Annotated in this window: 11 protein-coding genes; 9 read left to right on the top strand and 2 right to left on the bottom strand. The window is 45.5% G+C overall.

Translation table 11 applies throughout. The features are described 5' to 3' along the window. Positions 1-121 precede the first annotated feature (121 nt). From AC04Q4_RS10435 to AC04Q4_RS10395, 9 genes are all read left to right on the top strand, one after another. Positions 122-3019, top strand: a complete 2898-nt coding sequence (locus AC04Q4_RS10435; RefSeq protein ID WP_476388933.1) for a transglutaminase domain-containing protein — start codon at positions 122-124, stop codon at positions 3017-3019. 118 nt (positions 3020-3137) lie between these two features. Continuing rightward, positions 3138-3290, top strand: coding sequence for a hypothetical protein (locus tag AC04Q4_RS10430; RefSeq protein ID WP_476388932.1), 153 nt, complete (start codon positions 3138-3140; stop codon positions 3288-3290). Positions 3291-3510: 220 nt separating this feature from the next. Continuing rightward, complete coding sequence (secA, locus tag AC04Q4_RS10425; RefSeq protein WP_476388931.1) at positions 3511-6090, top strand: preprotein translocase subunit SecA; 2580 nt, start codon at positions 3511-3513, stop codon at positions 6088-6090. A 111-nt stretch (positions 6091-6201) separates the two neighbouring features. Next, complete coding sequence (locus tag AC04Q4_RS10420) at positions 6202-7032, top strand: nitrilase-related carbon-nitrogen hydrolase (RefSeq protein ID WP_476388930.1); 831 nt, start codon at positions 6202-6204, stop codon at positions 7030-7032. A gap of 101 nt (positions 7033-7133) precedes the next feature. Then, positions 7134-8253, top strand: a protein-coding gene (gene prfB / locus AC04Q4_RS10415; protein WP_118061801.1) for a peptide chain release factor 2 whose coding sequence is annotated in 2 segments (ribosomal slippage) — positions 7134-7208 and positions 7210-8253 — 1119 coding nt in all. Because the reading frame shifts where the segments join, the coding sequence is not laid out codon by codon here. Between the two features lie 172 nt (positions 8254-8425). Beyond that, positions 8426-8878, top strand: coding sequence for an ACT domain-containing protein (locus AC04Q4_RS10410; protein ID WP_173738776.1), 453 nt, complete (start codon positions 8426-8428; stop codon positions 8876-8878). Between the two features lie 4 nt (positions 8879-8882). After that, positions 8883-10094 (top strand): homoserine dehydrogenase, encoded by a 1212-nt coding sequence (locus AC04Q4_RS10405; RefSeq protein WP_476388929.1) that lies wholly within the window; start codon positions 8883-8885, stop codon positions 10092-10094. Between the two features lie 22 nt (positions 10095-10116). After that, positions 10117-11325, top strand: a complete 1209-nt coding sequence (locus AC04Q4_RS10400) for an aspartate kinase (RefSeq protein WP_476388928.1) — start codon at positions 10117-10119, stop codon at positions 11323-11325. Positions 11326-11418: 93 nt separating this feature from the next. Then, positions 11419-12198 (top strand): DUF975 family protein, encoded by a 780-nt coding sequence (locus AC04Q4_RS10395; RefSeq protein WP_178774242.1) that lies wholly within the window; start codon positions 11419-11421, stop codon positions 12196-12198. 624 nt (positions 12199-12822) lie between these two features. Here the strand turns inward: AC04Q4_RS10395 and AC04Q4_RS10390 are convergent. Together AC04Q4_RS10390 and AC04Q4_RS10385 are read right to left on the bottom strand one after the other, a co-directional pair. Then, on the bottom strand, positions 12823-13311 hold the full coding sequence (locus AC04Q4_RS10390) for a Gx transporter family protein (protein ID WP_476388927.1): 489 nt from the start codon (positions 13309-13311) through the stop codon (positions 12823-12825). A 4-nt stretch (positions 13312-13315) separates the two neighbouring features. Next, positions 13316-13690, bottom strand: coding sequence for a NusG domain II-containing protein (locus AC04Q4_RS10385; protein ID WP_476388926.1), 375 nt, complete (start codon positions 13688-13690; stop codon positions 13316-13318). Between the last annotated feature and the right edge of the window lie 61 nt (positions 13691-13751).

Here is a 13751-nt window from a genome sequence, read left to right as displayed (position 1 = left end):
ATCTGCGTGGAAAATCCGCAGGTCTCCGGAGCCTTTTTATAGTATAAAAGTCCACTTTACAGAACTGAAGCAGTAATTTATAATATAATGAAAATAACAAAATACGAAGGAGGACGTACGAATGAAAAAGAGGCTCGCAGCATTGGTTCTCAGCGCGGTATTGTGCGTGACTGCCATGCCTGTAACCGGTATGGCGGCTGAGTTCAGTGACGATACAACAGCGACAGAAAACACGTTAGAAGAACCCAACGAGACAGATGAACTTTCCGGGCAGGAGAATAAGGAAGCGGATATTTCCGATGATGCAGAAAATGTAGAGTATGAAGAACCGGAAGAATTGAGCATTGGAGAAGTGGAACAGGCTTACGGGGAGAGGAATGCAGAAGAGTTTTCTGATGCAGAAGAAGAGTTTTCGGATGGAGAGGTGCCGAAGAATGGGAATATTATTTTGTCCCACGAAGGTATTATCCAAGAAGGCGCCATTGGCCCGAAAAAAACTTCCGTAGTACTTAAAGAAGAATGGGAACAGGGACTTGTCGAGCTTGTGGAGAACAGCGGCGCTGTGCTGGACGTATCTGCGCTTGGAATCCCGGCAGATCAGATCTCAGATGTAGTAATGCTGTTTCTGAACCGCCATCCGGAATATTACTGGCTGTGCTTTGAGTCCTGTGATGTGGAGAATGGATTTGCAGTTACGCTTTATGAGGTTCAGATCCCATCCATGGGAAAGGATGGAAACTACATATATGGTTCTGATGCGGACAATCTGGAGCATGCGATCGATGAGGCACTGGCAGTGATCAAACCAGGGATGACGGATCTGGATAAAGCGCTGGCTCTCCATGATTATCTCGTATTGCATATTGCTTATGCGTACAAAGATTACATAAATGGCAGCCTGGGAGGAAATGTATACAATATATATGGTGCTCTGCAGGAAGGAAAAGCTGTATGCCAGGGGTATGCGTATGCATATTATATTCTTTTGAATAATGTTAATATTGAGAACAGAATGGTTGTCAGCAATAACATGAATCATGCCTGGAACATGCTGAAGATCGATGGAAAATGGTATCACGTTGATGTAACCTGGGATGATCCTGTCTGGGATATACTTGGAAGGGTCCGGCATGAATATTTCATGCTGAGTGATGCAGCAATCAAAGAAAAAGAGCATTATGACTGGTCAAGTTATGATCCGGAACAGGAAACACCGGTGGCTGACTCGGATAAGTATAAGGATTATTTCTGGGGAAATGTTAATGCTGCCATGTGGTATCAGGATGGCTACTGGTATTATATGGATAGTATAGACTATACAAAAGGGGCGATAAAACGCCGGACGCTTTCGGATTCTTCCGAAAAAGTGCTCAAAAATTTGGACATGAAATGGCCAACCTCAAGTGGTGGATGGTGGCTTGGAAATTATTCGAGAATGGTTCTTTATGATAATCAGCTTTATTATAACGGCCCGGATGCAGTGTACAGGATCAACCTGGACGGTTCCGGAAATGAGAAGCTGGCAGACCTGAAATATTCCAATGGATATGTGTATGGTTTTGCATATCTGAAAAATTCGTTCTGGATCACGGTTCATCCAAGCCCGAATCTCCAGGACGATGAAAAGTTTATCAAGATTAATCTTGGAGTAACACCAAAGCCAACTGCAAAGCCGACACCGAAACCAACTGCAAAGCCGACACCGAAACCGACCGCGATACCGACGCCGAAACCGACTGCGAAGCCGACACCGAAACCGACCGCGATACCGACGCCGAAACCGACTGCGAAGCCGACACCGAAACCAACCGCGAAGCCGACACCGAAACCGACCGCGATACCGACGCCGAAGCCGACTGCGAAGCCGACACCGAAACCGACCGCGATACCGACACCGAAACCAACAGCAACGCCAACACCGTCCGGAGATAAAACAGTTATTACAAAGGATACATTTAAGAACTGGGACAGAAGCAATGCCAACATTGATAAAAATGTAAAGAAGATCGAAGATGACATTTTAGCCGGAACACAGATATATTCTCTCTATTTCTATGGAAATGCTCCGGAAATGTCAGCAAATATGTTCCGCGGCAGGGCGCTGACTGCTTATTATCCGAAAAACGATCCAACCTGGACTGATGCTAAGCTGAAGGATTATGGCGGAACCTGGATAACCTGGTCTGCCTGGGATCCGGAGACCGGACATGTATACGGCGCAGATCTGGAGAAATACGGCGAACTGACGCTTCGATATACTACGATGCCATATACCGGAAAAGCGCAGAAGGTGAAGCTTTATGTGCGCGATAAGGCTTACAAGGGAGATTTTGGAGACCAGTTCCTTTTCGAAGATTCTGATTACAAAGTTACTTGGAAAAATAACGTAAATGTAGGAACTGCGACGGTAACGGTAACTGGAATAGAGGGCGCTTATCAGGGAACTCTGACGGCAACCTTTAAGATCGTTCCGGGCAGCAATAAAATTACAGCTTCCAATGTAAACAAAACCCAGAACACAAAGAAGCAGACCTTCTCTCTGGGAGCAAAGGATCTGTACAAGGCGAAGCTTACATATAAGTCCAGCAACAAGAGTGTTGCAGTTGATAAGAATGGAAAAGTAACAGTTGCGGCGAATTTTACAGGAACAGCTACGATCACCATCACATCAGCAGCATCCAAGAACTATAAGTCAGCGAAAAAAACTGTTACAGTAACCGTGAATCCTTCGGCGACATCATTCACGAAATGCAGCAACATAAAAACAAGAAAGCTGGATCTCCAGTGGAAGAAGAATAGCTATGCAACTGGTTACGAAGTTCAGTACTCCACAAACAAAACCTTCAAAAGCGGAGTAAAAACAAAAGCCATCACAAAAGCTTCCACAACAAAATATACAGCAACGAGCCTTGCAGGTAAAAAGACCTACTATGTAAGAGTTCGAACCTATAAAACCGCAGGTAAGAAGAAGCTGTATTCATCCTGGAGTGCCGTAAAAGCTGTAAAAATAACCAAATAATAAAAAAGAAGATATCTCTGCAGTATTACGCTGGATAAAGCTGTTTGCTGCAGAGATAGTTTTTAGTGCTACGCCTGTAACTGGTATGGCGGCAGAGTTCACTAATGATACTGTAGCTATGGAAATATCTGAGAAGGATATGAATGAGGAGTCGGAGGAGATTCCTGGACAGGTGGAAAAATATATTATAGTGCCTGGGGAAGTATCAAAATTGTTAAAGTCAGAAAGTGATACAGGCTCCGGTACAGATATACAGGACACGATTTATTAAATAATTGTTCATTGTTTTTATTACAGGAAAGTGGTAGAATATATACCATATGTGATCTGGATATCAACAGTGACCTGGAATGATCCTGAATCGGATAGATAAGAGGCTTAAAAGCCCTGTTTTGAACGTGAATCACGTCCTGAAATGTGGTTGCGTTTATGAATATGCAGCGGATCGGAATATGGATATCCGCATGAATTAAGATGATTGGAGCAGAAACATGAATGTTTTTTCAAAAGTATTTGGAACCCGCAGCCAGCGAGAAGTAAAGCGTATCATGCCGCTGGTTGAGAAAACTGAGAGCTATCAGTCTCAGATGCAGCAGCTTAGTGATGAGCAGTTACGAGAGAAGACAAGAGAATATAAGAAACGCCTGGCAGAAGGGGCAACACTGGATGACCTTCTTCCGGAAGCATTTGCAACAGTACGTGAGGCAGCGAAACGTGTACTTGGAATGGAGCATTACCGTGTACAGATCATCGGTGGTATTATTCTTCACCAGGGTCGTATCGCCGAGATGAAAACAGGTGAAGGTAAAACTCTTGTATCCACACTTCCTGCATACCTGAATGCCCTTGAGGGAAAGGGTGTTCATATTGTAACAGTCAATGACTACCTGGCTAAACGAGATGCTGAGTGGATGGGTAAGGTTCATGAGTTCCTTGGCCTGACAGTAGGCGTTGTACTCAACGACATGAAGCCGGAAGAGCGCCGTGCGGCATACGGATGCGATATCACATACGTAACCAACAACGAGCTTGGTTTTGATTACCTTCGTGACAACATGGTTATCTATAAAGAGCAGCTTGTTCAGAGAGACCTTCATTACTGCATCATCGATGAGATCGACTCCGTCCTGATCGATGAGGCACGTACACCTCTTATCATTTCCGGACAGAGCGGCAAGTCCACCAAGCTTTACGAAGTGTGCGATATCCTTGCACAGCAGCTGGAGCGTGGCGAGGCCAGCCACGAGATGACTAAGATGGCAGCCATCATGGGCGAGGAAGTTATTGAGACAGGTGACTTCGTTGTAAATGAGAAAGATAAGATCGTCAACCTTACTGAGCAGGGTATCAAGAAGGTTGAGAAATTCTTCAATATCGAGAACCTGGCAGATCCGGAGAACCTGGAAATCCAGCACAATATCATCCTTGCACTTCGCGCGCACAACCTGATGCATAAAGATCAGGATTACGTTGTAAAAGACGATGAGATCCTGATTGTTGATGAGTTTACCGGACGTATCATGCCGGGCCGCCGTTATTCCGATGGCCTTCATCAGGCAATCGAGGCGAAAGAGCATGTTAAGGTTAAAAGAGAGAGCAAAACTCTTGCAACCATCACCTTCCAGAACTTCTTCAACAAATATGACAAAAAAGGCGGTATGACCGGTACAGCCCTTACCGAGGAAAAAGAGTTCCGTGATATCTACGGAATGGACGTTGTAGAGATCCCGACCAACCGTGTAGTACAGCGTAAAGACCTTGACGATGCTGTTTACATGACAAAAAAAGAGAAATTCAATGCAGTTGTAGAATCTGTTAAAGAAGCACATGCGAAGCATCAGCCGGTGCTGGTTGGTACGATCACCATTGAGACTTCCGAGCTTCTCAGCAGGATGCTGAAGAGAGAAGGAATCCCGCACAACGTATTGAACGCCAAGTTCCATGAACTGGAGGCTGAGATCGTAGCACAGGCCGGACAGGCAGACGCTGTTACCATTGCAACCAACATGGCAGGACGTGGTACGGATATCAAGCTTGACGATGTGGCAAGAAAAGCCGGCGGTCTGAAGATCATCGGTACAGAACGTCATGAGTCAAGACGTATTGATAACCAGCTCCGTGGACGTTCAGGACGACAGGGAGATCCGGGTGAATCCCGTTTCTATATTTCTCTTGAGGATGACCTGATGCGTCTGTTCGGTTCCGAGAGACTGATGAAGGTTTTCACATCTCTTGGGGTTGAGGAGAATGAGCAGATCGAGCATAAGATGCTTTCCAACGCTATCGAGAAAGCTCAGGAGAAGATTGAGTTCAACAACTTTGGAATCCGTAAAAATCTTCTTGATTATGACCAGGTAAACAATGAGCAGAGAGAAATCATTTATGAGGAGCGTCGTCAGGTACTTGACGGTGAGAACATGCGTGATGCCATTTACAAGATGATCACAGATATCGTAGACAGCATGACAGATATGTGCTTCTCTGATGATATGGATTCCAGCGAGTGGGATCTTGATGAGTTCAATACAGCCATCACTCCGATCATTCCGATCAAACCGCTGACAGCTGAGAAGGTCAAAGGTCATAAGAAAGACGAGATCAAGCACATTGTGAAGGAAGAGGCTGTGAAGCTTTATGAAGCAAAAGAGGCTGAGTTCCAGGAGCCGGAGCAGCTTCGTGAGCTTGAGCGTGTTGTTCTTCTGAAATGTATCGACAGCAAGTGGATGGATCATATCGATGATATGGAGATGCTCCGTCAGGGTATCGGTCTGACTGCATATGGCCAGAGAGATCCGGTTGTTGAGTACAAGATGAACGCATTCGAAATGTTTAACAATATGATCACTTCCATCCAGGAAGATACCGTACGTATGCTGTATCATGTTCATGTAGAGCAGAAGATCGAGCGTGAGCAGGTTGCTAAAGTAACAGGCACAAACAAAGATGACAGCGCAGGCCCGAAGAAACCTGTTCAGAGAAAAGAAGATAAAGTATATCCGAACGATCCGTGCCCATGCGGAAGCGGCAAGAAATACAAACAGTGCTGCGGACGTAAGGCTGCTAAGATCTGAGAATGAAGATGAAAATAGTCTCACCCTGATGACGTGGTGGGGCTATTTTTGTATCGAGGCATATTAGAGATTATATTGATGATATAAAATCAGAGAGAGGATGTGATGGGTATGGCAATTATAAAAACAGCAATTCTCCAGACACATGTATACAAGGAAAAATCCCGCAGCATCACCCAGGCAGAAGAACTTCTCGCCGATCCGGAGCTCAAAGACATCGATCTGGCAGTCCTGCCCGAAATGTTCTGCTGTCCCTATGAGAATAAATACTTCCCGGAATATGCCGAGCCTGAGGGCGGAGATACATGGGAAAAATGTTCCTGGCTGGCAGCAGAGCATGGAATTTATCTCATAGCAGGAAGCGTGCCTGAGCGGGATGAGGCCGGACATATTTACAATACCTCCTATGTTTTTGACAGAAAGGGACATCAGATCGGAAAACACAGAAAAATGCATCTTTTTGATATTGATGTAAAAGGCGGCCAGTATTTTAAAGAATCCGATACACTCACACCAGGAGACCAGGTGACAGTTTTTGCTACGGAATTTGGTAGAATAGGACTTTGTATCTGCTACGATTTCCGCTTCCCGGAACTTGCCAGACTGATGGCAGATAAAGGAGCAGAAATCATCATCGTGCCGGCTGCTTTTAACATGACAACAGGCCCTCTCCACTGGGAACTGATGTTCCGGCAGAGAGCCGTAGACAACCAGGTATACACCATCGGAGCCGCACCAGCCAGGGACATGAACGCAGGGTATCATTCCTGGGGGCATTCCATTGCCGCAGATCCCTGGGGAAAAGTCCTCATGCAAATGGACGAGAAACCTGGAGTTAAGATCGTGGAGCTGGATCTGGATGAGGTGAAAAAAGTCCGTGAGCAGCTGCCGTTTCTGAAGCATCGCAGAGAGGATATCTATAAACTGTCACAGATAAAATAGAAATGCCTGAGCCACGTTTTCGTTGTAATTTTCATGTCCATATGGTATTGTATAAGACAGGCAGGATTTCCTGCATCAATATATAGAAAGAAGGTGAAGCTGTGGTTGAGTTAGATCAGTTCAAGAGTATTCTTGCAACATACACAGAGCCATTAGTGGAAGTGAGGGATTCACTTTGACCTCGCTAATAAAGAGCAGAAGGTCGAAGAATTAGAGCGCGAGATGGAAGCGCCTGATTTCTGGGATAATGCAGAAGTATCCCAGATGAAGATGAAACAGTTAAAGAGTCTCAAGGACGATATTGAGACATACCATAATCTGGAAACACAGATGGAAGATATGGAAACCATGATCGAGATGGGATATGAGGAGAATGATCCCGAGATCATCCCGGAGATCCAGGAGATGCTGGATGAATTCCAGGCAAGTTTTGACAGTATCCGTGTGAAGACACTGCTTTCCGGAGAATATGATGGAGAGAATGCCATTATCAAGCTGAATGCAGGAGCAGGCGGAACAGAAGCATGCGACTGGTGCGGAATGCTTTACCGTATGTACAGCAGATGGGCAGAGAAGAAAGGATTTGCGCTTGAGGTGCTGGATTACCTTGACGGTGATGAGGCCGGAGTGAAATCTGTAACTTTCCAGGTAAACGGAGAGAATGCCTACGGTTATCTGAAATCCGAGAAAGGTGTTCACCGTCTTGTACGTATTTCACCGTTCAACGCAGCAGGTAAGAGACAGACATCATTTGTATCCTGTGATGTTATGCCGGATATCAAGAAAGATCTGGACGTAGAGATTAATGATGATGATATCCGTATTGATACCTACCGAAGCAGCGGTGCCGGTGGACAGCATATTAATAAGACGTCTTCCGCGATTCGTATCACCCATTTTCCGACAGGAATCGTGGTACAGTGCCAGAATGAGCGTTCTCAGCACATGAACAAGGACAAGGCCATGCAGATGCTGAAGGCCAAGCTGTATCTTCTGAAGCAGCAGGAAGCTGAGGAGAAGCTTTCCGGCATTCGAGGCGAAGTGACAGATATCGGTTGGGGAAACCAGATCCGTTCTTATGTCCTGCAGCCATATACTATGGTGAAAGATCACCGTACCAACGAGGAAACCGGTAATGTTGACGCAGTTCTGGACGGCGGTATTGATATCTTTATCAATGCATACCTGAAATGGATCGCGCTGGCGAAAAAGAAAGAATAACATTACTGTCACGGAACCCTATAAAGATGACCAGGATTGCTGGCCAGGAAGCTGGCCACAGCAATACAAGGACTCCGCAGGCAAAAAAATGCTTGTGGAGTTTCTTTTATTATGATAATATATCTCTTGTACAAAAACAGTTGTCTTTATAGAACGGACAGAAGAGGTTGCTATGCAGAAACAGGTTGAGAAGAAAAAATACTATGTAGTAAGAGAGAGGGCAGTGCCGGAAGTGCTTCTGAAAGTTGTGGAAGCCAAGAGACTGATCGAATCAAAAAGGGTGGCAACTGTTCAGGAAGCAGCTGAAAAGACCGGGATCAGCCGCAGCTCTTTTTACAAATATAAGGACGATATTTTTCCTTTCCACGAGGAGACCAGGGGAAAGACCATCACCTTTATTATTCAGATGGACGACGAGCCGGGACTTTTATCAATGGTGCTGCAGACGATTGCCCGTTTTCACGGTAATATCCTGACCATACATCAGAGTATTCCTATTAACGGAGTTGCAACACTGACGCTGAGCGTTGATATCCTTCCAGGTGAAGGTGATGCAGAAGCTATGGTGGAGGATATTGAACAGAAAGACGGTATACACTATTTGAAAATTTTAGGCAGGGAGTAAGCATATGATAAACATAGCAGTATTAGGCTACGGTACAGTAGGAAGCGGAGTTGTCGAGGTTATCAACACAAACCATGAGAGCATTAACAAGAGAGCCGGAGATGAGATCAATATTAAATACGTGCTGGACTTAAGAGATTTCCCGGGAGATCCGGTTGAGAAAGTTCTGGTTCATGATTATGAAGTGATCGTAAACGATCCGGAGGTAGATATTGTCGTTGAAGTTATGGGTGGAATCGAGCCGGCATATACCTTTGTAAAAAGAGCACTCGAGGCCGGAAAGAGCGTAAGTACATCCAACAAGGCTCTGGTGGCCAAACATGGTTCCGAGCTTATGGAGATCGCCAAGGCGAAAGGTATCAATTTCCTTTTTGAGGCAAGCTGTGGCGGTGGAATCCCGATCATTCGTGCGCTGAATTCTTCACTGACAGCAGATGAGATCGATGAGATCACAGGTATCCTTAACGGAACCACCAACTATATGCTTTATAAAATGAGTACAGAGAACTGTGATTTTGATACAGTTCTGAAAGAAGCACAGGCGAAAGGCTATGCAGAAGCAGACCCGACAGCAGATGTAGAAGGTGCTGACGCATGCCGTAAGATCGCGATTCTTTCCTCACTTGCATATGGAAAATTCCTGAATTACGAGAATATTTATACAGAAGGAATTACAAAGATCACACCGGCAGATATGGAATATGCCAAAGAGCTTGGCATGACTATCAAGCTTCTTGCAACAAGCCGCAGGATCGGAGATTCTTTCTATGCAATGGTAGCTCCGTTCCTGGTAGGAAAGGAGAGTCCGCTTTACAGCGTAAATGATGTGTTCAATGCAGTATTTGTACACGGAAATGTTCTTGGAGATGCTATGTTCTATGGAAGCGGAGCAGGTAAGCTCCCGACAGCAAGTGCTGTTGTTGCTGATGTTGTGGATGAGGCGAAACATCTTCACAGAAATATCATGACAAACTGGAGCAGCCGTGTGCTGGAGCTTATGGATATGAACGAAGTTGAGGGCCGCTTTTTTGTTCGCGTATCTGATACAACTATGGATGAAGTGGAGAAAGCTTTCGGTGATGTACAGACTATCGAGCCGGATAATCTTCCGGAGGAGTTTGGATTTATCACACCGAAGATGAAGCAGGCTGATTACAAAGAGAAGATCAGCAAGCTTGACGGAAAAGTACTGGCAATGATCCGTGTAAAGGATTGATGCCTGAGGAGAAGAAAAGAACATGTTAATCGTAAAGAAATTCGGCGGTACATCTGTGGCTAACAAAGAGAGGATTTTCAATGTGGCTAAAAGATGTATCGAAGATTACAAAAAAGGAAACGACGTGGTGGTCGTGCTTTCAGCAATGGGTAAATATACAGATGAGCTGATCACCATGGCAAAGGATATCAATGAGAAACCTCCGAAACGTGAGATGGATATGCTTTTTACCATCGGAGAGCAGATGTCGGTAGCGCTGATGGCTATGGCTATGGACAGCATGGGAATCCCTGCTGTTTCCCTGAATGCTTTTCAGGTGGCCATGCATACTACAAGTGCTCATGGCAGTGCACGTCTGAAGAAGATCGATGCCGCACGTATCCGAAGAGAACTGGACAACCGCAGGATTGTTGTTGTCACAGGTTTTCAGGGGATAGACAAGTATAATGACTACACTACACTTGGGCGTGGCGGTTCTGATACCACGGCAGTTGCTCTTGCAGCTGCACTTCATGCAGATGCCTGTGAGATTTATACGGATGTAGATGGTGTTTACACAGCTGACCCGCGAAAGGTTCCGAAGGCCCGCAAGCTGAAGGAGATCACTTATGATGAGATGCTGGATCTGGCAACTCTGGGCGCAGGTGTACTTCACAACCGTTCCGTGGAGATGGCGAAGAAATATGGTGTACCGCTTGTGGTACGTTCCAGTCTCAACAACAGCGAAGGAACTGTGGTAAAGGAGGAAGTTACAGTGGAGAGAATGCTGATCAGCGGTGTTGCTCTGGATACAGATGCAGTACGTATTGCTGTGATCGGACTTAAAGATTCACCAGGAGTAGCATTTAAGCTTTTTGATACCCTGGCTAAGAAAAATATAAATGTAGATATGATCCTTCAGTCTATCGGCCGTGCAGGAACTAAGGATATTTCATTTACAGTTGACAAGAATGATCTGGATGATGCAATGAGTGTACTGGAGGCCAACCAGTCACGTATCGGTTACGTTGAGCTTCATGCGGAGAAAAATATCGCCAAGCTTTCCATCGTGGGAGCCGGTATGATGAGTAATCCGGGCGTTGCTGCGAAGATGTTTGAGAGCCTTTACAATGAGGGTGTGAATATCAACATGATCGCAACTTCTGAGATCCGTGTGACTGTTCTTATCAATGAAAAAGATGGTGCGCGTGCTATGAATGCAGTACATGATGCATTTAATCTGGCGGATTAAACAAAATAAGAAATGAATGACAGGGCGGAGGCTTGGTATAAGTCTCCGCTTTCTATAACGGAGCGATGTAATCGCTCATAAGGAGAGAATTTTATGAGAAAAAATCTGAAGGGCTGTAAGAGGCTTGCGAGGGAAACTCTGGTTGGGAATTTTACAGTTCCTGTGATTGGAAGTATTGCAGTTGCGGCGATGAGTGCGGTATCCGGTTATATTTCTACAGCACTTTTTCCGGGAGATTCCCTGTATGCGATCATTGGGGGAGAGGTATTCAGTTTTATCCTTTCACTGGTGATCTGTGTTTTTTCAGCGGGACTTTACAGGATTTATCTGAATATTTCCCGTCGGGAAAAATATTCTTTTGGTGATCTTCTGTACTTTTTCAGCCATCAGCCGGATCATGTGATCGTGGCATCATTTGTGCTGGCACTGATCAATCTGGTGACTTCACTTCCTATGGCGTGGTTTTCGTATACTACGGATATGGGAAGTACAGCAGATGCTCAGATGAACTGGGCGGTGAATTATCTGCTGTTTACGCTGCTGGGATTTTTGCTGAATCTTCTGATAGCGATGCCGTTTGCCATGACTTATTATATTCTGGCGGATAATCCGGAAATGAAGGGCGGACAGGCTTTGAAAGCCAGTGCGAAGCTTATGAAAGGGCATTTATGGGAGTACCTGAAGATGCTGCTCAGCTTTGTGCCGTGGATTATTTTTTCCATGTTTACACTTTATCTTGCGCTTATCTGGCTGGTACCTTATATAGAGACCTGCATGGCGGTTTTCTATCGGAATATATCCGGGGACTTCGATGAACCCCCGGTATCTCCTGTAACACCGATACCGCAGTTTCAGGATGAAACCGAGGCGTAGATGAATGTCTCTCGACGGGAGGGCCTGGATGCGACTGGCATGAATTGCACTTTCCTTTCCGGGGGACACTGTTGCGTGGGCAAGGTTACGAGGGGGAAAGGCGTTCGGAGTTGCGAAGCCCACTTTTCCCCCTTGAGCTCTCCCTTTCCGGGCACGCCGTTGCTGTATGAAAGTCTGAGCCGATTTTTGAGGGTGAGGGTGAGCCGTCAGAGTGATCACTCCCTCAGCCAGACAGAAGGCGGTCTGCATAGCAGACCTGTTCCTGGAACTGAATGTAGAAAGAGGAAGTTTTTCTCCGTATATTCAATAAACAGGAAACAGGCCTGCCGCGCAGGCCGCTTTTCCGTACCCATACGTAAAAAATGTCCCAATTGAGAAATGAAGAATTGGGCTAATAATATACGACCCAAAAAAATCGGCTCAACCTGTCATTTCCAAAACAGAAGCATACAGGATTAAGCCGATAAATTTACACTAATCAAAACGCATCACAGCGGCGTGGCCAGAAAGGAGGGGTGTGGGGAGGAAAAACGGCCTTCGCAACTATGAGTGCCTTTCCTCCCCACGGTTTTCCCCACTTTCACAAAGTAAAACTAATAAATCCAAAAAGCAAAACATACAAAACTAAGGATTCAAAGGAACTCTCCCCAGAACTTCCTTTACCAACACACCTATGGTAATTCCGGCGAGCACACCTGCAACAAGCAGTGCCGGTGCATACACCATCAGACTGATGTTGCTGACCACGATCATGGCGACGATCAGCTGCCCGATATTGTGGGTAACGCCTCCGGCTACACTGATTCCGATCAGACTGAAGTCCGAATGCTTTTTCAGAAAATTCATCACAGTCAGGCTGAGTGCTGCACCGGCAAGACTATATACAATACTGAACAGGTTTCCAAACATAAATCCAATTACAAGTATGCGGACAACCGATACAAGTGCAGCTTCCCGCCAGGAATACCGATCCAGTATAAAAAGTACCGCCAGGTTAGCCAGTCCTATTTTTACACCGGGAATTCCGGCGAAGACGGGGATCAGCGATTCTACATATCCCAATATAATGGCAACCGCAGCAAACAATCCAAGATAAGCTGTTTTTCGTTTCATAATCTTATGTCACTGCATCGATCTTCGGTGAATCATCAGATTCCGAAGGCTCTGCAGAATCCTTTCCTTCTATTACAACTTTATTCGGCAGACAGATAATAGAACCGCCGTGTTCGTCAACTGCCTTCTGTTTCATACAGTAATGATCCGGGCAGGTGGCTTTGATCATGGTGACTTTTCCATCTTTGATCTCACAGACATTGGTATCTCCGATATGGATCACCTGATCCTTGCTCAGTGAGTACGTCCCGAATTCTTTTCCATCAACAGTAATGCGGATCGTATTATGGGAACGCTGCCCCGAAATCCGGAAACCAAGCCCCAGAATCCCGGCGATCACCAGCATGGACGCAATAAAAATCGTTTCTTTTTTCTTCAAAATAAATCTCCATTTCTATCACAGATTCGTAAAAATAATATCATACTCCCATTCAAAAGGC

This window comes from Blautia sp. HA8986 (genome assembly GCF_056504635.1).
The sequence above is the reverse complement of the archived record's forward strand: the minus strand, read 5'-3'. Positions and strand labels throughout refer to the sequence as shown.

Bases quoted from the DNA above. Each gene is read 5' to 3' on its own strand.
- AC04Q4_RS10435 (WP_476388933.1), top strand. From the start codon at position 122: ATGAAAAAGAGGCTCGCAGCATTGGTTCTCAGCGCGGTATTGTGCGTG.
- AC04Q4_RS10390 (WP_476388927.1), bottom strand. From the start codon at position 13,311: ATGAAACGAAAAACAGCTTATCTTGGATTGTTTGCTGCGGTTGCCATT.
- AC04Q4_RS10430 (WP_476388932.1), top strand. From the start codon at position 3,138: ATGGAAATATCTGAGAAGGATATGAATGAGGAGTCGGAGGAGATTCCT.
- secA (WP_476388931.1), top strand. From the start codon at position 3,511: ATGAATGTTTTTTCAAAAGTATTTGGAACCCGCAGCCAGCGAGAAGTA.
- AC04Q4_RS10395 (WP_178774242.1), top strand. From the start codon at position 11,419: ATGAGAAAAAATCTGAAGGGCTGTAAGAGGCTTGCGAGGGAAACTCTG.
- AC04Q4_RS10400 (WP_476388928.1), top strand. From the start codon at position 10,117: ATGTTAATCGTAAAGAAATTCGGCGGTACATCTGTGGCTAACAAAGAG.
- AC04Q4_RS10410 (WP_173738776.1), top strand. From the start codon at position 8,426: ATGCAGAAACAGGTTGAGAAGAAAAAATACTATGTAGTAAGAGAGAGG.
- AC04Q4_RS10420 (WP_476388930.1), top strand. From the start codon at position 6,202: ATGGCAATTATAAAAACAGCAATTCTCCAGACACATGTATACAAGGAA.
- AC04Q4_RS10405 (WP_476388929.1), top strand. From the start codon at position 8,883: ATGATAAACATAGCAGTATTAGGCTACGGTACAGTAGGAAGCGGAGTT.